Annotated in this window: 21 protein-coding genes and 1 tRNA gene; 8 read left to right on the top strand and 14 right to left on the bottom strand. The window is 72.6% G+C overall.

The window, feature by feature from the left end; all coding sequences use genetic code 11:
* The first annotated feature begins 28 nt into the window (after positions 1–28).
* The gene (locus ABD241_RS18410) at positions 29–1,099 is read left to right on the top strand and encodes an ABC transporter substrate-binding protein (protein ID WP_344066164.1); all 1,071 of its coding nucleotides are present in this window, start codon (positions 29–31) and stop codon (positions 1,097–1,099) included.
* A 78-nt stretch (positions 1,100–1,177) separates the two neighbouring features.
* On the opposite strand, the gene ABD241_RS18405 is transcribed toward ABD241_RS18410, so the two are convergent.
* Entirely contained in the window at positions 1,178–1,714 is a 537-nt protein-coding gene (locus tag ABD241_RS18405) for a LytR C-terminal domain-containing protein (RefSeq protein ID WP_344066162.1), read from the bottom strand.
* Positions 1,715–1,780: 66 nt separating this feature from the next.
* A complete protein-coding gene (locus ABD241_RS18400; protein WP_142182057.1) occupies positions 1,781–2,074 on the bottom strand; it encodes a type II toxin-antitoxin system VapB family antitoxin in 294 nt (97 codons plus the stop codon).
* Here ABD241_RS18400 and ABD241_RS18395 point away from each other — a divergent pair.
* The 3 genes from ABD241_RS18395 to ABD241_RS18385 all read left to right on the top strand — a co-directional run bounded on the left by ABD241_RS18395 (position 2,030) and on the right by ABD241_RS18385 (position 5,489).
* The gene (locus tag ABD241_RS18395; protein ID WP_425580826.1) at positions 2,030–3,724 is read left to right on the top strand and encodes a helicase HerA-like domain-containing protein; all 1,695 of its coding nucleotides are present in this window, start codon (positions 2,030–2,032) and stop codon (positions 3,722–3,724) included. The genes ABD241_RS18400 and ABD241_RS18395 overlap by 45 nt on opposite strands.
* A 209-nt stretch (positions 3,725–3,933) precedes the next feature.
* Positions 3,934–4,749, top strand: a complete 816-nt coding sequence (locus tag ABD241_RS18390) for a DUF4397 domain-containing protein (protein WP_344066156.1) — start codon at positions 3,934–3,936, stop codon at positions 4,747–4,749.
* Between the two features lie 38 nt (positions 4,750–4,787).
* Entirely contained in the window at positions 4,788–5,489 is a 702-nt protein-coding gene (locus tag ABD241_RS18385; RefSeq protein ID WP_344066153.1) for a class F sortase, read from the top strand.
* Between the two features lie 65 nt (positions 5,490–5,554).
* On the opposite strand, the gene ABD241_RS18380 is transcribed toward ABD241_RS18385, so the two are convergent.
* The gene (locus ABD241_RS18380) at positions 5,555–6,391 is read right to left on the bottom strand and encodes a helix-turn-helix transcriptional regulator (RefSeq protein WP_344066151.1); all 837 of its coding nucleotides are present in this window, start codon (positions 6,389–6,391) and stop codon (positions 5,555–5,557) included.
* Positions 6,392–6,528: 137 nt separating this feature from the next.
* Between ABD241_RS18380 and ABD241_RS18375 the strand changes: the two genes are divergently transcribed.
* Positions 6,529–7,497 carry a phosphotransferase enzyme family protein gene (locus tag ABD241_RS18375; RefSeq protein WP_344066148.1) on the top strand — a complete coding sequence of 323 codons (969 nt, stop codon included), beginning with the start codon at positions 6,529–6,531 and terminating at the stop codon, positions 7,495–7,497.
* 22 nt (positions 7,498–7,519) lie between these two features.
* Here the strand turns inward: ABD241_RS18375 and ABD241_RS18370 are convergent, their stop codons facing one another.
* Complete coding sequence (locus tag ABD241_RS18370; RefSeq protein ID WP_344066146.1) at positions 7,520–8,026, bottom strand: protein-tyrosine phosphatase family protein; 507 nt, start codon at positions 8,024–8,026, stop codon at positions 7,520–7,522.
* A 128-nt stretch (positions 8,027–8,154) separates the two neighbouring features.
* Here ABD241_RS18370 and ABD241_RS18365 point away from each other — a divergent pair, with 128 nt between their 5' ends.
* The gene (locus ABD241_RS18365) at positions 8,155–9,531 is read left to right on the top strand and encodes a PP2C family protein-serine/threonine phosphatase (RefSeq protein ID WP_344066143.1); all 1,377 of its coding nucleotides are present in this window, start codon (positions 8,155–8,157) and stop codon (positions 9,529–9,531) included.
* A 49-nt stretch (positions 9,532–9,580) separates the two neighbouring features.
* Here ABD241_RS18365 and ABD241_RS18360 read toward each other — a convergent pair whose 3' ends face one another.
* Together ABD241_RS18360 and ABD241_RS18355 are read right to left on the bottom strand one after the other, a co-directional pair.
* Positions 9,581–11,149 (bottom strand): FAD-dependent monooxygenase, encoded by a 1,569-nt coding sequence (locus tag ABD241_RS18360; RefSeq protein ID WP_344066140.1) that lies wholly within the window; start codon positions 11,147–11,149, stop codon positions 9,581–9,583.
* The gene (locus ABD241_RS18355; protein WP_344066137.1) at positions 11,125–11,754 is read right to left on the bottom strand and encodes a hypothetical protein; all 630 of its coding nucleotides are present in this window, start codon (positions 11,752–11,754) and stop codon (positions 11,125–11,127) included. The genes ABD241_RS18360 and ABD241_RS18355 overlap by 25 nt, the downstream gene beginning before the upstream one ends.
* Before the next feature lie 187 nt (positions 11,755–11,941).
* Between ABD241_RS18355 and ABD241_RS18350 the strand changes: the two genes are divergently transcribed.
* Entirely contained in the window at positions 11,942–13,225 is a 1,284-nt protein-coding gene (locus ABD241_RS18350) for a S1C family serine protease (protein WP_344066134.1), read from the top strand.
* A gap of 34 nt (positions 13,226–13,259) precedes the next feature.
* Here the strand turns inward: ABD241_RS18350 and ABD241_RS18345 are convergent, their stop codons facing one another.
* From ABD241_RS18345 to ABD241_RS18315, 7 genes are all read right to left on the bottom strand, one after another.
* Positions 13,260–14,147, bottom strand: a complete 888-nt coding sequence (locus ABD241_RS18345) for a MurR/RpiR family transcriptional regulator (RefSeq protein ID WP_344066131.1) — start codon at positions 14,145–14,147, stop codon at positions 13,260–13,262.
* Positions 14,148–14,259: 112 nt separating this feature from the next.
* Positions 14,260–15,540 (bottom strand): M20 family metallopeptidase, encoded by a 1,281-nt coding sequence (locus ABD241_RS18340; protein ID WP_344066129.1) that lies wholly within the window; start codon positions 15,538–15,540, stop codon positions 14,260–14,262.
* 1 nt (position 15,541) lies between these two features.
* Positions 15,542–16,294 carry an amino acid ABC transporter ATP-binding protein gene (locus ABD241_RS18335; protein WP_344066979.1) on the bottom strand — a complete coding sequence of 251 codons (753 nt, stop codon included), beginning with the start codon at positions 16,292–16,294 and terminating at the stop codon, positions 15,542–15,544.
* A 116-nt stretch (positions 16,295–16,410) separates the two neighbouring features.
* Complete coding sequence (locus ABD241_RS18330) at positions 16,411–17,352, bottom strand: amino acid ABC transporter permease (protein ID WP_344066126.1); 942 nt, start codon at positions 17,350–17,352, stop codon at positions 16,411–16,413.
* A gap of 2 nt (positions 17,353–17,354) precedes the next feature.
* A complete protein-coding gene (locus ABD241_RS18325; RefSeq protein WP_344066123.1) occupies positions 17,355–18,311 on the bottom strand; it encodes an ABC transporter substrate-binding protein in 957 nt (318 codons plus the stop codon).
* Between the two features lie 171 nt (positions 18,312–18,482).
* A tRNA-Ser gene (locus ABD241_RS18320) sits at positions 18,483–18,572 on the bottom strand.
* 10 nt (positions 18,573–18,582) lie between these two features.
* A complete protein-coding gene (locus ABD241_RS18315) occupies positions 18,583–19,086 on the bottom strand; it encodes a nucleoside deaminase (protein ID WP_344066121.1) in 504 nt (167 codons plus the stop codon).
* 17 nt (positions 19,087–19,103) lie between these two features.
* Here ABD241_RS18315 and upp point away from each other — a divergent pair, with 17 nt between their 5' ends.
* Entirely contained in the window at positions 19,104–19,742 is a 639-nt protein-coding gene (gene upp / locus ABD241_RS18310; protein WP_142182031.1) for a uracil phosphoribosyltransferase, read from the top strand.
* Positions 19,743–19,763: 21 nt separating this feature from the next.
* On the opposite strand, the gene ABD241_RS18305 is transcribed toward upp, so the two are convergent.
* Positions 19,764–20,753: a small ribosomal subunit Rsm22 family protein gene (locus ABD241_RS18305; RefSeq protein WP_344066116.1), complete on the bottom strand. Its 990-nt coding sequence runs from the start codon at positions 20,751–20,753 to the stop codon at positions 19,764–19,766.
* Positions 20,754–20,859: the final 106 nt, after the last annotated feature.

The following is a 20,859-nucleotide window of genomic DNA, read 5'->3' as shown; positions in this document are numbered from 1 at the left end:
CCCGCACCACACTCAAAGGAGAGTTCCCATGAACACCAAGCGCATCGGCGCCGCAGGCGCCGCCTTCCTCGCCGCAACCACCATGGCCGCCTGCGCCAACAACGCCTCGGGCTCGTCGAGCGCCGGGGCGGGAGCCGCCGGCACGGCGAACGCGAACGCCCCCACCGTCACGATCATGGTCGGCGGCATGAGCAAGCAGATCTACCTGCCGTTCATGCTCGCCAAGCAGCTCGGCTACTACGAGAAGGCCGGCGTCAACGTCAACCTCGTCGACGAGCCCGCCGGGGGCGACGCGACCGAGAACATGCTCGCCGGGCAGGTGCAGGGCGTCGGCGGCTTCTACGACCACAACATCGCCCTGCAGGCGCAGGGCAAGTCGTCCGAGGCCGTCGTCTCGATGCTCCAGATCCCCGGCGAGGTGGAGCTGTGCCGCAGCGACCTCAAGGGCACCGTCAAGGGTCCGGCCGACTTCAAGGGCCGCTCGCTCGGCATCACCGACACCGGCTCGTCCACCGACTTCCTCACGCAGTACCTCAGCAAGAAGAACGGCGTCGACCCGGCCCAGGAGACCCGCCGTGGCGTCGGCGCCGGACAGACGTTCCTCGCGGCGATGAAGCAGAAGGCCATCGACTGCGGCATGACGACCGAACCCACTGTCTCGCAAGCGGTCTCGTACGGAACCGCATTCATCCTGCTCGACATGCGCACGGCCGAGGGCTCCAAGGCGGCACTCGGCGGCACCTACCCGGCGACCTCGCTGTACATGCCGACCGCCTGGGTCAACCAGAACAAGGACACGGTGCAGAAGCTCGTCAACGCCTACGTCTCGACGCTCGCCTGGATCCAGCAGCACGACGGCGCCGCGATCGCCGACAAGATGCCGGCCGCGTACTACAAGGGCGTCGGCAAGGACGCCTACGTCAAGGCCCTCGACAGCGAGAAGGGCATCTTCAACCCCACGGGCCTGATGCCCGAGGACGGCCCGAAGACCTGCCTGGCCGTGCTGGGCGAGTTCAACCCGAAGGTCAAGGGCAAGGACATCGACCTCGCCAAGACGTACACCAACGAGTTCGTCAAGGCCGCCTCCCCGCTCACCTGAGCGGCCGGGAGGCCCCGCCGCCCCGAGGACGTATGCCGTCCGGCGCAGTCTGCGCCGGACGGCATACGCACGCTCGGGTCACTGCTGGACGGTCACCGTGGGGCAGGGGCGCAGCGTCTGGGTGGGGGTGATGACGACGGGCACCTTGCCGAAGCCCTTCCAGGCCGCCCCGACCGCGAGGTCGATCGTGTCGCCCTTGCGCTTGTCGTTGACGAGGACGGCCTGGGGCACGTGCGTCTTGAGCAGTTTGGCCGACGCCTCCCCCTCCGGGCCGAAGCGGATCTGGGCCACCTGCTTGGCGGACGGGCCCAAGGGGTCGTTGCCGACGGCCTTGATCTTGAACCCCCGGGCCCCGGCCTGCTTGGCCACCGCGGCGGCGAGGCCGGTGCGGTTCGTCGAGTTGTAGACGTCGAGGCTGACGTCCTGGGGTGTCAGCGGCGCGGCAGCAACCTCCGTGGTGCACGGCTGCGGCTTCGGCGCCGTGTCACGGAAGTAGGTGGAGGCGTAGTAGAACGCCCCCGCCAGCCCCAGCAGGACGACCGCGATGACGATCGTCGCCCGGCGCTGGCGGCGCCTCCGGTAGGGCCGGTCGTCGTCGTCAACCGCCTGCGACATCCACGCTCCTTGCTCCCGACCCGCTCGCGAGCCGCTCGGCAACCGCCCCGGTCGGGCGGTCCGGGGTCACAGTACGAGGACCCGGGCGTGAAGGACAGGCCTCTGCTGCAGCGCGGCGCGAAGTGCCCGGTGCAGGCCGTCCTCGAGGTAGAGCTCGCCCTCCCACTCGACGCAGTGCGGGAAGAGGTCGCCGTAGAAGGTCGAGTCGTCGGCGAGCAGCCCACGCAGGTCGAGCGTGCTCTTGGTGGTGATGAGCTCGCCGAGCTGGACCACACGCGGCGGCACGTTGGACCAGTCCTTGGTCGTCTCGAGTCCATGGTCGGGGTACGGGCGCGAGTCGCCGACGGCCTTGAAAATCACCGGGTCAGCATAGACAGCGCCGGGGGTGGGCCGCCCGTTACAGTTCGAGGCGTGACCGACACCGGAGTCCAGAAGACCGGCGGCGACCCGTCGTCGAACCCCCAGCTCGACGAGATCCGGGCGGGCTACGCGTTCGACGGGGACGTGCTCAGGCTCGGCGCCGCCGTGGTGGACGGGCAGGCCCACGCCGACGCCCCGGTGCAGGTCCCGCTCAGCGTGCTCAACCGGCACGGCCTCGTCGCGGGCGCCACCGGCACCGGCAAGACGAAGACGCTCCAGCTCATGGCCGAGCAGCTGTCCGAGCAGGGTGTCCCGGTGTTCCTCGCCGACCTCAAGGGCGACCTCTCCGGGCTCGCCACCCCGGGCGAGGCCAGCGACAAGATCACCGCCCGCGCGGCCGACGTCGGCATGTCGTGGACGGCGACGGCATACCCCACCGAGCTCTACACGCTCGGCGGCAAGGGCACCGGCATCGCGATCCGGGCCACCATCACCGGCTTCGGCCCCACCCTGCTGTCCAAGGTCCTCGGCCTCAACGACACGCAGGAGAGCAGCCTCGGGCTGATCTTCCACTACGCCGACAAGAACGGCCTGGCGCTGCTCGACCTCAAGGACCTGCGCGCCGTCATCACGCACCTGACCTCCGACGAGGGCAAGGCCGACCTCAAGGAGCTCGGTGGCCTCTCGAGCGCGACGGCCGGGGTGATCCTGCGCAACCTCATCACCTTCGAGGACCAGGGCGCCGGCGACTTCTTCGGCGAGCCCGAGTTCGAGACGAGCGACCTCCTGCGCACGGCCCCCGACGGCCGAGGCATCATCTCCTGCCTCGAGCTGCCCCAGGTGCAGGACCGGCCGCAGCTCTTCTCCACCTTCCTCATGTGGCTGCTCGCCGACCTCTTCCACGACCTGCCCGAGGAGGGCGACCTCGACAAGCCCAAGCTCGTCTTCTTCTTCGACGAGGCGCACCTGCTCTTCAACGACGCGAGCAAGGCGTTCCTGCAGGCCATCGAGCAGACGGTGCGCCTCATCCGCTCCAAGGGCGTCGGTGTCTTCTTCGTGACGCAGTCGCCCAAGGACGTCCCCTCCGGCGTGCTCGCCCAGCTCGGCAACCGCGTGCAGCACGCGCTGCGCGCCTTCACGCCCGACGACGCGAAGGCCCTCAAGCAGGCGATCGCGACCTACCCGCACACGGCGTACGACATGGAGAAGCTGCTCACGAGCCTCGGCATCGGCGAGGCGGTGGTGACGGTCCTGTCCGACAGGGGCGTCCCGACGCCCGTCGCGTGGACCCGGATGAAGGCGCCGAACTCGCTGATGGACCCCTCCCCGCAGGCGACCCTGGACGCCGTCGTCAACGGCTCGGCGCTCAAGACGAAGTATGCCGACGTCGTCGACCGCGAGTCGGCCTACGAGTTGCTGACAGCGCGGTTGCAGGCGGCTCCCCCGGCCCCCGCCGAGCCCGCTCCGACGCCCGATGCCCAGGCACCGGCTCCCGCCCCGGCGCCGAGGCAGGGGCGGGCGCCCAAGGAGGAGCCGGGCGTCGTCGAGCAGGTCGTGCAGTCCACGGCGTTCCGCTCGATGCTCCGCTCGGCCGGCACCGTCATCGGCCGGGAGATCACCCGCAGCCTCTTCGGCACCCGCCGCCGCTGAGCGACCCTGACTCGCGCCGACTGCGCGCCGACTGCGCGCTGACTGCCCGACCCGGCTCTGCTCCCTCTCCGGCGGACGTGACGCTCGGAAAAGACTTCGGATCCGGCCCATCCGAGCGGCTCCTTGCTTCGAAAAACGGGCAGCGACGGCCACCGAGGTCGCGCTTCTCGTCACCGATTCGGCTTGACCTGAGCAAGGAGAAACCCCTCGTGAAGACCCCTCGTATCGCGGCTGCGGCCGCCCTCGCCCTGGCCCCGCTCGCTGCCGCCGCCCTGCCGGCCAACGCCGCGTCGGACGCCACGGTCTCGATCCTGCACGCCGTCCCGGGTGCCAAGGTCGACGTCTACGTCAACGGCAAGGCGCTGCTGACGAACTTCAAGCCCGGAACCCTCACCGACCCGCAGATGCTGCCGGCCGGAACCTACGACCTCAAGGTCACCGCTGCCGGGGCTGGTCCCTCCGGCAAGGCGATCATGCAGGCGAACGGGGTCAAGGTGCCCGCCGGAGCCAACATCACCGTCGTCGCCCACCTCGACGCCTCCGGCACGCCCGAGCTGACGCCCTACGTCAACGACACCTCGATGGTGCCGGCGGGCCAGGCGCGGGTCACGGTCCGCCACGACGCGGCGGCCCCTGCCGTCGACGTCCGCGCCGGCGGCACCCCCGTGTTCAAGAACCTCACCAACCCCAACGAGGCCAAGGGCGCGGTCCCGGCGGGCACGGTCAAGGCCGACGTCGTCCTGGCGGGCACCTCCACGGTGGTCATCGGACCGGCCGACCTGATGCTCAAGGAGGGCACCAACACGGTCGTCTATGCGTGGGGCAGCGCCAATGACAAGAACCTGAAGCTGGCCGTCCAGACCATCGGCGGCATGCACTCGGCGCCCGGTGGCGTCCCCGCCGGTGAGGGCGGCCAGGCCCAGGCCTTGTCCGACCTCGCCCGGTACGCCGGCATCGGCGGCGCGGCCGCTCTGGCCGCCGGCGCGGTGCTCCTCGCCCGCCGCCGCGCGGTCCCGACCCGCTGACGGGCTCCGTGGGCCCGAGAGTCAGCCCGGCGAGGGCGGTGGCCGCAGTGGTCGCCGCCCTCGTGGCGGGCCTGCTCGTCCTGTGGGTGACGCGTCCGCAGCCGGGCGACGCCGCCGCCCTGGGCGCCGCGATGCGCGGGACGAGCTCGTCGACCGCGACACCGGGCGGCTCGCCCACCACGACAGCCGTCCCGACGCCCGCGGCCGCCGCGCCGACGCGTGGGGTCCAGTCGGGAGCCCCACCGGCATCGACCGTCACAGCAACCCCGGCAGAGCCGACCCGTCCCGCGCCGGCGCCCGCAGCACCCACCCGGCTCACCATCGACTCCGTCGGCCTGCAGATGCCGGTCGTCCCGGTCGGCGTCGCCGCGAACGGGGAGATGGCCCTACCACGCAGCCCCGCCGACGCCGGGTGGTACCGCTTCGGGGCCCACCCCGGCGACCCGCAGGGCGCGACCGTCATCGCGGGCCACCTCGACCAGCCGTGGTACGGCACCGGCCCGCTCGGACGCCTGGCCGACGTGGCTCCTGGCGACACGGTCGTCGTCGACAGCGGCACGACCTCGCGGCGCTTCGTCGTCACCGAGGTGCAGGCCGTGCGCAAGACGCGCCTGGACCTGGCCGCGCTGTTCCGCACCGACGGGCCGCCGAGCCTGCACATCGTCACGTGCGGTGGCCGGTTCGACCCGGTGCAGCGTCACTACGACGAGAACGTCGTCGTCGTGGCGCGTCCGGCCTGACCACGGGCCGAACCCACGGGACTGACCGGTCTGACCCCGCCTGACCCACCGGCGGGGCCGACGGCTCAGTCGCGGAGGTCCAGGTCGTCGAGGTCCACGTCGGCGTCCGCGAAGTAGCTGATGACGCGGATGTCCGGCTCGTCGGCGACCTGCAGCACGAGCTGGTGCAGTCGGATGACCTGGCCGGTGTCGAGGCGGATCCGCTTGGTGCGCCCGCGCGTCGGGTCGGTGTCGTGCTGCTCCCACCACTGGACCGTGGCCGGGTTGCCCTTGAAGACCTCGTCGAGGATGCGCTTGAACGACGGGTCGTCCGGGTGGCGCGCGTACGCCTCGCGGAAGAGCGCGAGCTGGTCGGCCGCCTCCTGCTCCCAGTCGACGAAGAGGCTGCGGGCCGCGGGGTCGCAGCAGTAGAACCACAGCAGGTTGCGCTCGCGCTTGCTGCGCTTGCCCTCCCAGTCCGTGAAGAGCTGGCAGGCGGTGTGGTTCGCGCCGAGGACGTCCCACCGGGCGCCGACGACGTAGGCCGGGTTGGGGTCGATGGAGTCGAGCAGCTCCTCGAGCTCCTCGGTCAGCTCCTCGGGAGCCTGCGGCCGTCGTGACGGGCCGCCGGTGGCGAGGGCGGTCAGGTGCGCGCGCTCGTCGGCGCCGAGCATCAGGGCGCGGGCGAGCCCGTCGATGACGCTTCGGCTGGGGCGCAGGTCGCGGCCGCGTTCGATGAGGTCGTAGTAGGCCACCGAGATGTCGGCGAGCTCGGCCACCTCGGTACGGCTGAGGCCCACGCGGCGCCGGCCCTTGGCGCGCTTGATCCCGACCTCCTCCGGCGCGAGCTCGTGCCGTCGCGCGCGAAGGAACTCGCCCAGGGGTGAGGGGGTGCGCACACTGAGCGGGACGTCCGTCGTCATGGCGCTCATCCTGCCAGTGCCCCGGCGCCGCGACGGCAGGCGTTCGCAAGGGGTTCGCTGCGTGTTAACGTTCCGCGTCCGTCGGCGCGTCAGCAGCCCGCGTCACCGGGACGGACCTCGTCCCCAGGAGCTTCCGTATGCCGTCCGCCGCGTCCCAGCCGGGACCTGCCGTCGTCGTGCCCGACGTCGCGCGCGGTGCCGTGCCGGGCTCCGAGATCGGTGCAGGCCCGGAGGCGGCCGCGGTCGTCGGTGGCGCCGTCGAAGCGGTCGCGCTGCCGCTGCCCGCCCCGGGCTGGGGTGGGTCCGACGCGGTTGCAGCACTCGAGCTGGCGCGCCCGCACCTGCCGGTCGAGGTGGGAGATGCCGGCGAGGTGCTGGGCCTGCTCACCACCGTCGTGCTGGGCGCCGGGGTCCACGTCGTCAAGGTCTACCCGCCCGGGACCGACGCGGCGCACCTCGACAGGATCCATGCTGCCCTGGCCGGGTCACGCACGGCGACCACGGCGCTCGTCCCGAGTGTCGTGACGCCGCACGGTGTCGTCACCGTCGCCCCGCGCCTGGCTGGTGGCCCCCCGGTCACGTGGCCCGAGGTCGGTGCCCTGCTGCGGGACTTCCACACCGAGCACGCGGACGCCGACGTCGCGCTCTGGTCACCGCTCTCGCGCCTCGAGTCGCAGGTGGCGGTGCTGCCCGAGGAGGACGCCGAGGTGCTCAGGTCGGCGCGCGACGGGCTGCTGTCCGCCCTCGCCGGCGTGCGGTCCGAGCTCGGATACGGCGTCATCCACGGCGACGTGTCACCCTCGAACGTCATGCACGACGGGACGCGGGCCGCCCTCATCGACCTCGACTGGGTCGCGGTGGCACCTCGCGAGTACGACCTGGCGAGCGCGTCCCGCCGGTTCCGCGCGGGCGAGCTGGACCGGGGCACCTACCGGGACTTCTGTACGGCATACGACCACGACGTGCTGGGCTGGGAGGGCCTGCCGCTGCTCGACCGCATCGCCGACCTCGCGGGCGTGGTGTTCCGCATCTGGGACTGCCGGCACCACGGGCGCGACCTCGACTGGCTCCCCGCCGAGCTCGAACTGTGGGGCACGCCCCTCTGAGCCGCGGCGCGGACGTCCCCGCTCAGGCGGCGGGATCGGAGGCGGACGGCGCCGGCAGCGAGCGCAGCCACTCGGCGAAGTCCGCGTTGTTCACCGTGCGCTCGCGTCGCTGCTGGACGTGAGCCAGGGCGTCGGCACCGGACATGCCGAGGAGCTCGCGGACGATGAGCGTCATGACCAGGCCCGAGCGGTTGCGCCCGAAGGTGCAGTGCACGAGGATCCGGCGGCCCTCGTCGACGAGGCCCGCCACGAGGTGGGCGAGGCGCAGCGTGAGCGCCGGGTCCGGGACGTCCTCGCCGTCGACGAGCGGGCACTTGAGGTAGGCGAGCCCCTCGATGTCCTCCGGCGGCGGGTAGGCGTCCGGGTCCGCCAGGTCGACGACCGTGTCGATGCCGGTCTCGCGGACCCACTGGAAGTCCACCGGGCAGCCGCCGTGCCAGAGCCCGGGGAGCATCTCGGTCGGCGGGTCGGCGGGCTCGACGCCCTCGAGGTCGACGGGGTCGGTGGTCCAGTTGAGGGTCTCGCTCACGGTTCGACCGTACCCGGGCCCCGATCGGGCCCAACCGCATCTGGCCGCGGATGCGCTGCGCCTCGCTCGGCTCCGACCTCCGTGCGCAAAGTCCGCCCACGGCAGGCCCTCCGCCATACTGTGGTGCGGTGGAGCACAGCGAGGACGCGGAGGATCTTCTCGGCGGTGTCCTCGACGCCGTGGAGAACGCGTCGCCGCTGCAGGCCGTCGACGCGGCGACCGCCACCCTGGCGCGCCGCCTGCGGTCGCCCGCCGCCTTCTTCCTCATCGCCGACCTGGGGGGTGGCGCCCTCGTGCGCATGTCGCACGGTTCCTCCAGGGGGGCCCTGGCCGCGCAAGGGCTGGGCGGCGAGGGACGCATGCGGATCGACGACGGTGAAGAGTCGGTCATCGTGCCGATCACGGCTGGAGGGCCGGTCGAGGCTGCGCTCCGGACCCAGACCATTCAGGTGTTCCCGGCCGCCGACTCCGGGCTCGCCAACGGGGCCGGAGGTTGGGTGGTGCTCAGCCCGGTCACGGAACGAGGCGAGGTGCTCGGCCTCCTCCAGCTCTCCCTGCCGGAGCTGCCCGACGCCGCCGCCCACGCCCAGATCGCCCGCATCGCCCACCTGCTCGCCTTTGTCATCATCGCGAACCGGCGACACACCGACCTGTTCGAGCGGGCCGAGCGCAGCAGCCTGTTCTCCCTGCCCGCCGAGATCCAGCGCCGGCTGCTGCCGCCGGCCTTCACCTGCGAGGGCGGGGCCTTCACCCTCGCAGCGTGGCTCGAGCCGGCAGCCTCGGTCGGCGGCGACACCTTCGACTACTCCATGGCGCGCGACGAGCTGCACCTGTCGCTGACCGATGCCATGGGCCACGGCGTGGCCAGCGCGCTGACCGCCACCTTGTGCGTCAACAGCCTGCGCAACACCCGGCGGATGAGCGGCTCGCTCACGGAACAGGCCGGGGCGGCCAACGCGGCGATCCTCGAGCACACCACCGAGAGCCTCACGGAGCACTTCGCCACCGGCCTGCTCTCCCGCCTCGACCTCAGGACCGGCTCGCTGGAGGTCGTCAACGCCGGCCACGTGCCTCCCTACCTGCACCGCGCCGGGGGCGTGACGGCCGTGGCCCTCGCCCCCGACGTGCCCTTCGGACTCTTCGCGGACACCGAGTACCACAGCACTGAGCTGGCGCTCGAGCCCGGGGACCGGCTGGTGCTGGTCACCGACGGCATGCTGGAGCGCAACGCCGCCGGGGTGGACCTGAGTGACCAGATCAGCCGCACCCGAGAGCTGCATCCGCGGGAGGCGAGTCGACGCCTGACCGGGCTGGTGCTGGAGCAGTGCGGCCATGCGCTGTCCGACGACGCGACCATCATGGTGCTCGACTGGTACGGCGACCACGGGAGGGCGAGGCGCACGACCGCGGGCGCCGAGCAGTGGCGGGCGAGTGCCGACCGGAGCACCGTCGACACCTCCGCAGAGAGCGCGAAGGCACAGAGCGCGAAGAGCACCCGGGGCTGACAGGCGGACCTGCCTCGTCGGCGGGTCGGTGCACGGGCGCCCGGGTGACTCAGCGGCCGACCAGTCGGAGCCACCGTGCCAGGTCGTCGTCGACCAGCCGCCCCGTCCGGTAGCCGACGTGGCCGTCGGGTCGCACGGCGAGGAGCCCCCGTCCCGGCCAGCTGTCGATGCGGTGGACGGTGACGAGCCGAGTGGCTGCCGGCAGCTCCGGCACGACGGTGTGGCGCTCGAGGAGCACGTGCACCCCTGGCTCCGCGGTCAGCTCGTGCAGCCGTCGTGAGCGTCGCTCACACGTGACCGTCTGGTCCGGCAGCCGGTCGCCGGGCCGAGCCCCGTGGCTCGTCGGGCTGCCCGCGACCGACAGCGGGCTGCTCCTGTAGCGCACCCACCGCTGCGAGAGCAGCGCCACGACGGCCGCCAGCAGCGGGCGCTGCCGCAGGAGCACGGGCAGGGCCGGCGCAGCATACGGCAGCACGGAGCCGCGGAGGAATGCCGGGAGCGGGTGCGTGGAGGCCTCACCGAAGAAGATCAGGTGGGTGAGGGCCAGCACCTGGGCGGCGGCCGGCCGCCTCTCCAGGTCGTAGGAGGCCAGGAGCTCCTGGTGCCGACCGCCAGGGTGTCCGCCACCGGCCGCGAAGGCGAGCTTCCACCCGAGGTTCGTCGCGTCGAGGATGCCGGTGTTCATGCCCTGACCGCCCGCCGGCGAGCCGGCGTGCGCCGCGTCCCCCGCGAGGAAGACCGGCCCCCGGCGGAACGACGTGGCCAACCGGTGCTGCAGCGGCACCCGAGCCGACCACACCATGTCGGTGGCCCGAGCCCCGAGCCCCGAGTCGTCGAGCAGCAGCTGCACCTCGGGCAGCGGCACCTCGCCGGCCGGCTGGCCGAACGCCGCCTCGGTGGCGCGGTCGGCCGGACGCGTGGCGAGCAGTCGCCAGCTCGCCCCCTCGCCGAGCGCGAACAGGAACACGAGACCGTGTCGTCCGGCGACCACGTGGAGCACGCCCGGTTCCAGCATCCCGTCGAGCTCCACGTCCGCGAGCACCACCTCCTGCGCGTAGCGCCCGCCCCGCCAGCCGATGCCTGCCAGCCGCCGCACGAGGCTGTCCGGGCCGTCGCACCCCACGAGGAAGCGGCACGAGGCCGGCGCGACCTCGTCGTCGGAGCGGACGTGGACGTGCATGCCGTCCACCCCGGCCGAGCCGCCGACGAGCTCGACACCACGCTCGACCGTGACGCCGCGCGCCGCCAGCGCGTCGGCCAGGACGTCCTCCACGTCGGCCTGCCGCACGAGCGTCAGGTGGGGGTATGCCGTGTCGCCGAGGGCCACGTCACCCAGCTGCGCCGCGACCGTGCGGGAGCCCAGGTGCAGCTGCGCGCGTGGGGATCGGTCCGCCCGGTCGAGCAGCTCGTCGACCACTCCCAGCGGCCGCAGCACCTCGAGGGTGCGCGAGTGCATGATCATCGCCCGCGACGGGCGGAAGGACTCGGCCCTGCGCTCGATGATCCGCACGTTCGCACCGGAGGCGTGGGCCTCCAGCGCCAGGGCGAGACCAGTGGGTCCGGCCCCCACGACCAGGACGTCGGCGCCGTCGGTCAGGTCACTGCCACCACGCGCCACCAGGCACCCTCCTCGTCCGGGAACCACCGGGCCAGCACGCTGGTGTCGGCGAGGATGTCGCCACGGCGCACACCCGGCACGATGCGGTAGTCGATGGAGCGTGGCTCGCTCACCAGCGCCAGGACGTGCCAGAGCGAGCGGGCATACGTCTCAGCACGATCGGGCCCGTCCCACTCGTAGAGGCCGCGGTAGCGACCCTGCTCGTCGTGCGTGAGCCACAGCTTGGAGACGAAGCCGGGGAAGCCGACGAAGAGCGGTGTGTTGAGCCAGCTCTCGGCGCGGAACCACGCGTGGCCCCGGCCGCGGACGGCTCGGAGGCGGAAGGTCACGGCGAGGAAGCACGGCTCCACGGCGGGACGAGCGACTCTCGTGTCCCGGTAGACCCGCGCACCCGTGCGGTCGGCGAAGCCGATGCGGCGGCCCACCTGCGTCCTGGGGAAGCGGACCTGTCGGCGCACGAGCATCCCGGCGCTCGTCACGACGCACCGGGCGACCCCCGACCACGCGAGGCCGCGCGGCAGCGGCGTCCTGGCCGCTGCGACGGTCGTCGGGTTGCTCGGCGGTGTGGTCGGCGTGCTCGTCGCCGTGCTGTCGGGCAGTTGCATGACAGACCCCCTGACTCGGCTGTGCCGGCTGTTGCTCCCAGCCTTCCCAGCGGCCTTGCAGGGGCCTAGGGGCGAAGGTCCCGGTGCAGGCGGTTCACAACCGGCTCATGGCCGGCCCAGAGGGTCCGCATGGCAGGCGGCGTTCGACTGGTGGCAGCAGATCCACATCGTCTCGGAGGAAGCGCAGATGAGCACATCAGGCAACCCGGTGCCCGCCGGTCCGTCATCCCAGAACGCACCCGGCTCGCCCCTTCGCAGGTGGCGGGTCCGGCGCGGGACGCTCGCGCTGGCCGCGGCGCTCTCCCTCGGCCTCGCCGCCGGCGCGCCGGCCGTCGCGGCTGTCCGGGCCCAGCACGGTGCCACCGTGCAGGACTGGCAGGACTGGTCCGCGACCCCGGACGGCTCCGGTTCGCAACCGTGGAGCTCGGGGATGCCGGGGAGCTCGGACGGTTCGGGCGACCCGGCATACGGCTCGGGCGGCTCGGACGGCTCCAGCGCCGGCACGGCCTCGCAGGCCGCGACGAAGGCCCAGTCGGCAGGTGTCGTGCTCATCGACACGACCCTGCCGTACCAGAACGGCCGGGCCGCCGGGACCGGCATGGTCCTGACCCCGGACGGTCAGGTGCTCACCAACTACCACGTGGTCCACGGCGCAGGATCCATCCGCGTGACGGTGGCGGCGACCGGCCAGACCTACCAGGCGAGCGTCGTCGGCAGTGACGAGGCCCACGACGTCGCGCTCATCCAGCTCGCCGGTGCGTCCGGGCTGACGACCATCAAGCCCGACACGGACGGGATTGCGGTGGGCGCAGCCGTGACGGCGGTGGGCAACGCCGGCGGGACCGGGAGCTTGACCGCCGCCGACGGGCGGATCACCTCCCTCGACGCCTCGGTCACCGCACGGTCGGAGGACGGGACCTCCCCCGAGACCCTCGACGGCATGCTCGAGACCGACGCCGACGTCCTCGCCGGCGACTCGGGTGGGCCGTTGTTCGACGCGCAGGGCGAGGTGGTCGGCATCGACACGGCCGGCTCGTCCGGCGGCGCGCCTGACGCGTACGCCATCCCGATCGCCCGCGCCCTGTCCATCGCCCGGCAGATCCAGTCCGGCCACGAGACGGGCACCGTCCGCATCGGCCCGGCCGCCTTCCTCGGCGTCGAGGTCGGCAGCGCCGCCTCGTACGGAGGCGGCGGCAACGGCGGTTACGGCTACGGGTCCGATGGCTACGCAGCCATGACGCCCGGGGCCCAGGTCAGCGGTGTCCTCAGCGGTGGGGCAGCTGCCGACGCCGGGCTGCAGGCCGGCGACGTCATCACGAGCCTGAACGGTCACCCCGTCTCCTCGCCAGACGACGTGTCGGCGGCCCTGGTCGGGGCCAACCCCGGCGACCGGGTCGGCATTGCGTGGACCGGCCAGGACGGCTCCCAGCACTCGGCGACCCTCACCCTGGGCGCCAGCCCGGTGGCCTGAGTCCACGGCACCTGCCGGACGCCGCTCGGCCGGGTCAGTACAGGCCCAGCCGGCCGGCCGCGGTCTCGATCTGCGTCATCCGGTCACGGGCCTCGTCGCCCAGTCGCTCGACGACACCGGCGATGCACGTCTCGACGAGGAACATCGACGTGGCCATCGTGTCGAACGGGGAGACCGACGAGACATCGGCGGCGAGGACCACGTCCGCCGTGGCCGCGACCGGCGAGAGATAGGAGTCGGTGAACAGCAGCACCCGCGCGTGCCGCCGGCGGGCCTCCTGCGCCAGCGACCGGGCCTGCGGCTCGTAGCGGCGGAAGTCGAAGAGCACGACGACGTCCTTGCGCGAGAGCTCCGACAGCGCGGCCGCGCGCGAGGAGACCGGCTCCGGGACCATCGTGGCGCGCGGTCTCAACTGCTCCAGGTGCTGGTGCAGGTAGCGCGCGAGCAGGACGCTGTATCGGCCGCCGGAGAGCAGCACCCGCCGGCTCGTCGCGAGCACCTCGACGGCGCGCTCGACCTCGTCCGCCGACAGGGACGCGAACGTTGCCGCCGTCGCGGCCCGGGCGCTCTCCCCGGCGCGCGACACGAGGTCGTCGCCGCCCCGGTCCCCCTCGCGCCGGCGGTCGGCGCGCTCGTAGAGAGCCAGGGGCGAGGCCGCCTGCGCGGCGAGGTCCTCGCGCAGCGCCCGCTGGAAGTCGGCGTAGCCGTCGAAGCCGAGCCGGGCCACGAACCGCACGACGGTCGGGCCGCTCACGCCGGCCCGGGCGGCGAGCCTCGCGACGGTCTCGAGGCCGGCGACCGGGTATGCCGCGAGCAGCGCCCGAGCCACCTTGCGCTCGGACATGCTGAGGCCACCGAGCGACCGCCGGACCAGGTCGGCCACGCTTCCGTCGTGGGCCGCGGCTACGGGGTCAGTGCTCATGGGTCAACTCTCGCTCAGAGATCGGGTCGGCACGGCGGGACGCGCGCGAGAGCGCCGTCGGCCTGGCGGGTGAGGCGAGCATCTCGGCTCTTCCTCGGTCCTGCACGGCGCCTCAGGCGAGCACCGAGCTGCCCGTGACCGAAGCGGCCTCGGCGTCGGCAGCGCGCTCGGCGTCGGCAGCGCGCTCGGCGTCGGCAGCGCCCTCGGCGTCGAGGGCGCCTCGGCCGAGGCGGGCGACGAGGCACGCGAGGAGCGCCACCCGTGACGGCACCGACGACAGGTCGAGCCACTCGGAGTCGCTGTGGTCGTCACCGCCGACGGGGCCGAGCCCGTCGAGCGTCGGGCAGCCTGCAGCAGCAACGGTGTTCGCGTCGGAGACACCACCGGTCGAGACCGCGCCGACGTCCAGGCCGAGTCCGGCCGCGACTTCGAGCGCGAGCCGGGCCAGGGCCTCACTGCTCGGGGTGGGCTCCATGGGCTCGGTGCGGTCCCGGACCTCGAGCTCGACGCCCACGCCGGGAGTGACCGGACGCGCGGCGTGGCGACGGAGCTGCTCGACGGCGGCGTCGAGGGCCGCGGACGTGGTGGCACGCACCTCGGCGACGACCCGCGCCTCTTCGGCGACGACGTTGGGCCGGGACCCCGCCTCGACGACCCCCACGTTGACGGTGAGGCCGGGCGCGGAGCCGTCCAGGGCCGTCGCGGCGAGGGTGAGGTGAGCCGCCTCCACGGCCGCGCTGGCGCCGCGCCCCGGCTCGATGCCGGAGTGGGCCGCGCGCCCGCGGACGCGGAAGTGCAGGTCCGCGACCCCCTTGCGCGACGAGACGAGGTCACCGGACTCCCGGGCGCCCTCGAGGCACAGGGCCGCGTCGCTCACCCGGGCGAGCTCGGCGAGGACGGCCGCACTGCCGGGAGCCCCGATCTCCTCGTCCGGCGTGAGGACCACCGTGAGGTCGACGTCGTCGGCGAGCCCCGCTTCGACGAGCACTTCGCACGCGTACAGGCCGGCGAGGAGGCCTCCCTTGTCGTCGCAGACGCCGGGACCGAGGGCGCGGTGGCCGACGAGCCGCAGCGGGCGGGCGGCTGCCGTGCCGGGTGCGAAGACGGTGTCCATGTGCGCGAAGAGCAGGACCCGGCGGCCGGCGGCCGGCCGGCGGGCCACGACGACCGGGCCCAGAGGAACGCCGTCGGCGTCCTCGACCGGACGCTGCTCGACGTCGAAGCCCGCCCGCTGGAGCCTGGCAGTCGCCCACTCGGCCACCTGACGGATGCCGGGCACGTGCCGTGAGCCGCTGTCGACGGCCACGAGGGTGCGCAGATCGGCGACGAACGCGCCGAGCCGGCTCGAGGCGCGGGCGAGCAGGTCGCCGGGGTCGGGCGCGGTGTCCGGCACGTCAGAGGACCTTGGACAGGAACGACCGGGTGCGCTCGTGCCGAGGGCTTCCGAGCACCTCCTGCGGAGACCCGGTCTCCACGACGACGCCACCGTCCATGAAGGCCACGAGGTCCGCGACCTCCCGGGCGAAGCCGATCTCGTGGGTGACCACCACCATCGTCATCCCGTCGCCGGCCAGGTCGCGCATGACGTCGAGCACCTCGCCGACGAGCTCGGGGTCGAGCGCGGAGGTCGGCTCGTCGAAGAGCATGAGCTTCGGGTCCATGGCGAGCGCCCGGGCGATGGCCACGCGCTGCTGCTGGCCACCGGAGAGCTGGCTGGGGTAGCTCGTCGCCTTGTCTGCCAGGCCCACGCGGTCGAGCAGCTGTCGAGCCCTGTGCTCGGCGACCTTGCGGGGCGTCCGTTTCACCTGGATCGGGGCCTCGACGACGTTCTCGAGCGCGGTCTGGTGCGCGAAGAGGTTGAAGCGCTGGAAGACCATCCCGATCTCGGTGCGCCGGGCTGCGACTTCCTTCTCGCGCAGCTCGTGGAGGCGCCCGTCGCGCTCGACGTAGCCGACCGGTTCGCCGTCGACCGCCAGGCGGCCGGCGTCGATCTTCTCGAGGTGGTTGATGCACCGCAGGAAGGTGGACTTGCCCGAACCCGACGGGCCCAGGAGGACTGCCACCTCGCCGCGCCGGACCTCGAGGTCGATGCCTTGAAGCACCTGGAGGTGCCCGAAGCTCTTGCAGACGCCCTCGGCCCTGACCATCGCCGGGGCGCCGGCGAGGGCTCCTGGGCCGGCGGCGAGGGCGGCTCCGGGGCCGACTCCCGGGCTGACTCCGGTGACCGGGCTGGGCTGGGCAGAGTGCGTGCGACCCGGCAGGTTCATGAGGTTGCTCCCGAGCGGAAGGTGAGCAGGCGGCCGAGGCCGCCGCGGGGACCGGAGGTGGACAGGCCCCGCCCGAACCGGCGCTCCAGCCAGCCCTGCGGGACGGACAGCAGGGTCGTCAGCACGAGGTACCAGATGCTCGCGACGACGAGGAGCGGGATGACCTTGAAGTTCTGGGCGTAGGCCGCCTGGATGTTCGACATGAGGTCGTGGCCGGAGATGACCGACACGAGGGCCGTCGTCTTCAGCATCGTGATGGTCTCGTTGCCCATCGGCGGGATGATGACCCGCATCGCCTGCGGGAGCACGATCCGGCGCATCGCGCGCCCGGAGGTCATCCCCAGGGAGTGGGCCGCCTCGACCTGCCCGTGGTCGACGGACTGGATCCCGGCGCGGATGATCTCGGAGGCGTACGCCATCTCGTTGAGGCCGAGGGCCAGCAGCGCCGCGACCGTGGCCGGGACGAGGTCGCTGGTCCGGCCGGTGAAGAAGACGACGTCCGTGAACGGGACTCCGATGGTCGTCGTCGGGTAGAAGGCGCCGAGGAACCCCCAGAAGATGAGCTGGACGAGCACCGGAGTGCCGCGGAAGACCCACACGAAGGCGCCGGACACCACGCGCAGCACCGGGTTCGACGACAGGCGCATGACCGCGACGACGATCCCGCCGACCACACCGATCGCCATGGCCGCCGCGGTGAGCCAGACGGTGGTCCACAGCCCCGTCAGCACGAGGTCCGAGAGGAGGTAGTGCCCGACGGTCCCCCAGTCGAGGTTCGGGTTCTTGGCGAGGCTGACCACGACCGAGACGGCGACGACACCGACGGCGAGCGCGGCGACCCACCGGCCGGGGTGGCGGACCGGGACCGCTTGCAGCGGTTGACTGCTCGGCCTGACGAGTTCGCGGACGGTGGCGCCGCCGGGGCTGTCGACCGCCATGGTCAGCTGACCGCGCCGTTGATCGTGGCCTGCTTGACCGCGATCCCCTCGACGCCGTACTTGGCCAGGATCTTGGTGTACGTGCCGTCGTCCATGAGCGACTGCAGCGCCTTCTGCACGGCCTTGGCGAGGTCGGCGTCGGCCTTGTTCACGCCGATGCCGTTGGGGGTCGCCTGGTACCCGGTCGGGGCAGCGGGGTCGTTCACGACCTCGAAGGCGCTGCCGTTGTCGGTCGTCTTCGCGGAGTAGCCGGCGGCGGGCTTGGTCGCCAGGGCTGCGACGACCTTGCCGGCCTTGATGGCCAGCTGGGCGTCGGAGTCCTTCGGGAACTGCTCGAGCTGGATCTGCCCCTTGCCGCCGGCCGAGCACTCCTTCTGCCACGACGTCGCGAGGTCGAGCTGGTTCGTCGCCGCCTGGACGGCCACCTTCTGGCCGCACAGGTCGGTGTAGGTCTTGATGCCCTGCGGGTTGCCCTTGGCCACGAGCACGCCCGTGCCCGAGGCTGAGTAGTCCACGAACGTCAGGACCGCCTGGCGCTCCTTCTTGTCGGTCATCGCCGACATGACGGCGTCGAACTTGCCGGCCTGGATCGCCGGGATGATGCCGTCGAACTTCTGGGCGGTGAAGGTGAACTTCAGGCCGAGCCTGGCGGCGACGGCCTGTCCGAGGTCGTAGTCGACGCCCGTGATCTGGGTCGACCCCTCCGACGCGTACATCTCGAACGGGGCGTAGGGGACGTCGGTGGCCACGCGGACCTCGCCGGCATCGCGGTACTTCTGCGGGACGAGCCCACGGGCGGCCGCGTCGACCCCGACGGTGACGCCCGCGACCGTCGAGGGCGGGGCGCTGCTCGCCCCGTTGGCGGCCCCGGCGCCGGACGCGCAGGAAGCGAGGGCGAGGCAGGTCAGGGCCCCGACGGATGCGGCGCCGAGGTAGGACACGAGAGGACGTGAGCGCACTGCAGATCCTTCACTGGAGGCTGGGCACCGGCGGGCGCCGGAAGCCGTGTGAAGCATTACAGAATGGTTCTTAGCGCGTCTAGATGTAACAGACGATTCATGAGACGGCTCTTGCCTGAGGCCCGAAAACGAAGCAGGACCCGACTCGCTGATGTCGGGTCCTGCTTCGGCTGGCGGTGGCGGTGGGATTTGAACCCACGGTGGAGTTACCCCCACACACGCTTTCGAGGCGTGCTCCTTTGGCCGCTCGGACACGCCACCGGGAGAGACCTTACCGGAGGCGGCGGCCCTCGAAGAAATCGACCAGGAGGGCCGCGGACTCCTCCGCGCGCACGCCCCCCACGACGTCCACGTTGTGCGTCGCAAGGGGGTCGCGGGTCAGGTCCCAGACCGAGCCGCAGGCCCCCGCCTTGGGGTCCCAGGCGCCGAACACGATGCGCTCGAGCCGCGCCGCCATCGCAGCGCCGGCACACATGACGCACGGTTCCAGGGTCACCACGAGGGTGCACCCCTCCAGCCGCCACGAACCCAGCGCCCGCGACGCCTCGCGCAGCGCCAGCACCTCCGCGTGGCCCGTCGGGTCGCCGTCCTCCTCGCGCACGTTGCGTCCCCGGCCGAGCACGACGCCGTCGGGGTCGACGACCAGAGCACCCACCGGCACGTCCTGCGACCCGACCGTCGCGGCCGCGAGCTCGAGCGCCTCGCCGAGCAGCGCGGCATACGCCTCCGGCGCGGAGAGGGAGCTCTTGCGGGAGGTCTCGGATCCTTTGGCCACGCGCTAAGTTTCCACCCATGGACGTCCATGTCGCAGACCACCCGCTCATCGCCCACAAGCTCACCTACCTGCGCGACAAGCGGACCGACAGCCCGACGTTCCGCCGCCTGGCCGAGGAGCTCGTGACGCTGCTGGCCTACGAGGCCACCCGTGACGTCCGGGTCGAGCCGTTCGAGATCGAGACGCCCGTCGCGCCGACCACGGGCATCAAGCTGTCCAACCCGAAGCCGATCATCGTGCCCATCCTGCGCGCGGGCCTCGGGATGCTCGACGGCATGGTCAAGCTCCTGCCGAGCGCCGAGGTCGGCTTCCTCGGCATGATCCGCAACGAGGAGACCCTCGAGGTCTCGACCTACGCCAACCGGCTGCCCGACGACCTCACCGGACGCCAGGTCTTCATCCTCGACCCCATGCTCGCCACCGGCGGCACGCTCGTCATGGCCATCGACTACCTGACCAGCAAGGGCGCCCGCGACATCACCGCCGTGTGCCTCCTCGCCGCCCCCGAGGGCATCAAGCACCTCGAGGACGAGCTGTCCGAGAGCGACATCCCGGTCAAGGTCGTGCTCGGCACCATCGACGAGAAGCTCAACGAGAAGGGCTACATCGTCCCCGGGCTCGGCGACGCCGGCGACCGTCTCTACGGCGTCGTCTGACCGCTTGCGTATGCCGCCGGGTCACGGCAGCGGGTCGCCCCACTCGGCGTCGCGTGCCCGCCGGTAGCGCTCCCCCGCCTTCTTGGAGACCACCTCGCGGCCGGCGGTGCCGTCGGGTCGGCACACCTGGAACTCGACGAGTCCCTTGCGCTTCAACGGGTGCCGGATGATGCGCCCTGGACTCGGTTCTGCGGCAAGCGATTCGACGAGGCCCGGAGCGGCGGCGGCGACCCACGAGAACTTCTCGTCCTCGTAGGACAGCTCGGCGCCCTTGATCCGCCGGTGCTCCGCGGATCGGTTGACGCGGGCGACGAAGTGACACCAGTCGCCCTGCAGCAGAGGGCATTCCGCCTCGTGCGGGCAGGGGCCGAGCAGCGACCACCCGGCGGCGAGCAGCGCCGTGCGGACCCGGATCACGCGGGCGTAGCCGTCCGGCGTGCCCGGCTCGGCCACGACCACGACCTGCCCACGGCGCATCGCATCGGCCACCAGCGCGTCCTGCTGGCGCTCGTCGAGCTCGCTCAGCACGTAGGAGACGGTGACGAGATCGGCCTGCTCCTCCGGCCAGGCACCGGCGCGCGCCCGGCCGAAGCTGGCAGCGGCGAGCGCCGGCGAGGGGGCATCGGCGACGAGGCGACGCCCGAGGGTGAGCGCCGCCTCCACCTGGTCGAGCACCGTGATCGACTCGAGCGACGGGAAGGCGCCGGCGGCTGCCCAGGCCGCGGCACCGGTGCCGCCGCCGAGGTCGAGCAGGGAGCGCGGCTGCACGCCGCGGTCGGCCACGGCCCCGAGCACCCGCGAGAGCGCGGCGTGCGTCGCCGGCATCCGGTAGGCGGCGTACGCGGCGACGTGCACCTCCGAGGCGAGGATCGGTGCCGACGCCGGGCCCACCGAGCGATAGCGCGCGACCAGCGCCTCGGTCGCTCGCGCCAGCTCGCGCTCGTCCACCGCGCGCACGACGTCGCTGAGGGCGGCACGCAGCTCGGCGGCATACGTCGGCGTTCGGGACACGCGAGGAGGATAGCCGCGCCGGCAGCTGGGGCCGCGGAGCACGGCTCCGGCGCCGGCCCGGGAGACACGCGACCCGGGTCCCGAGCCACAGAGGCCTCATGCGGCA

The sequence above is a fragment of the Terrabacter lapilli genome, from assembly GCF_039531305.1.
GTDB lineage: Bacteria > Actinomycetota > Actinomycetes > Actinomycetales > Dermatophilaceae > Terrabacter > Terrabacter lapilli.
This window is presented reverse-complemented; position numbering and strand designations above follow the sequence as displayed.

What these genes read in the sequence shown, in the direction of transcription:
- ABD241_RS18410 (WP_344066164.1), top strand. Translation starts at nt 29, where the DNA reads ATGAACACCAAGCGCATCGGCGCCGCAGGCGCCGCCTTCCTCGCCGCA.
- ABD241_RS18405 (WP_344066162.1), bottom strand. Translation starts at nt 1,714, where the DNA reads ATGTCGCAGGCGGTTGACGACGACGACCGGCCCTACCGGAGGCGCCGC.
- ABD241_RS18395 (WP_425580826.1), top strand. Translation starts at nt 2,030, where the DNA reads ATGGTCGGGGTACGGGCGCGAGTCGCCGACGGCCTTGAAAATCACCGG.
- ABD241_RS18380 (WP_344066151.1), bottom strand. Translation starts at nt 6,391, where the DNA reads ATGACGACGGACGTCCCGCTCAGTGTGCGCACCCCCTCACCCCTGGGC.
- ABD241_RS18375 (WP_344066148.1), top strand. Translation starts at nt 6,529, where the DNA reads ATGCCGTCCGCCGCGTCCCAGCCGGGACCTGCCGTCGTCGTGCCCGAC.
- ABD241_RS18355 (WP_344066137.1), bottom strand. Translation starts at nt 11,754, where the DNA reads ATGCAACTGCCCGACAGCACGGCGACGAGCACGCCGACCACACCGCCG.
- ABD241_RS18350 (WP_344066134.1), top strand. Translation starts at nt 11,942, where the DNA reads ATGAGCACATCAGGCAACCCGGTGCCCGCCGGTCCGTCATCCCAGAAC.
- ABD241_RS18345 (WP_344066131.1), bottom strand. Translation starts at nt 14,147, where the DNA reads ATGAGCACTGACCCCGTAGCCGCGGCCCACGACGGAAGCGTGGCCGAC.
- ABD241_RS18335 (WP_344066979.1), bottom strand. Translation starts at nt 16,294, where the DNA reads ATGGTCAGGGCCGAGGGCGTCTGCAAGAGCTTCGGGCACCTCCAGGTG.
- ABD241_RS18330 (WP_344066126.1), bottom strand. Translation starts at nt 17,352, where the DNA reads ATGGCGGTCGACAGCCCCGGCGGCGCCACCGTCCGCGAACTCGTCAGG.
- upp (WP_142182031.1), top strand. Translation starts at nt 19,104, where the DNA reads ATGGACGTCCATGTCGCAGACCACCCGCTCATCGCCCACAAGCTCACC.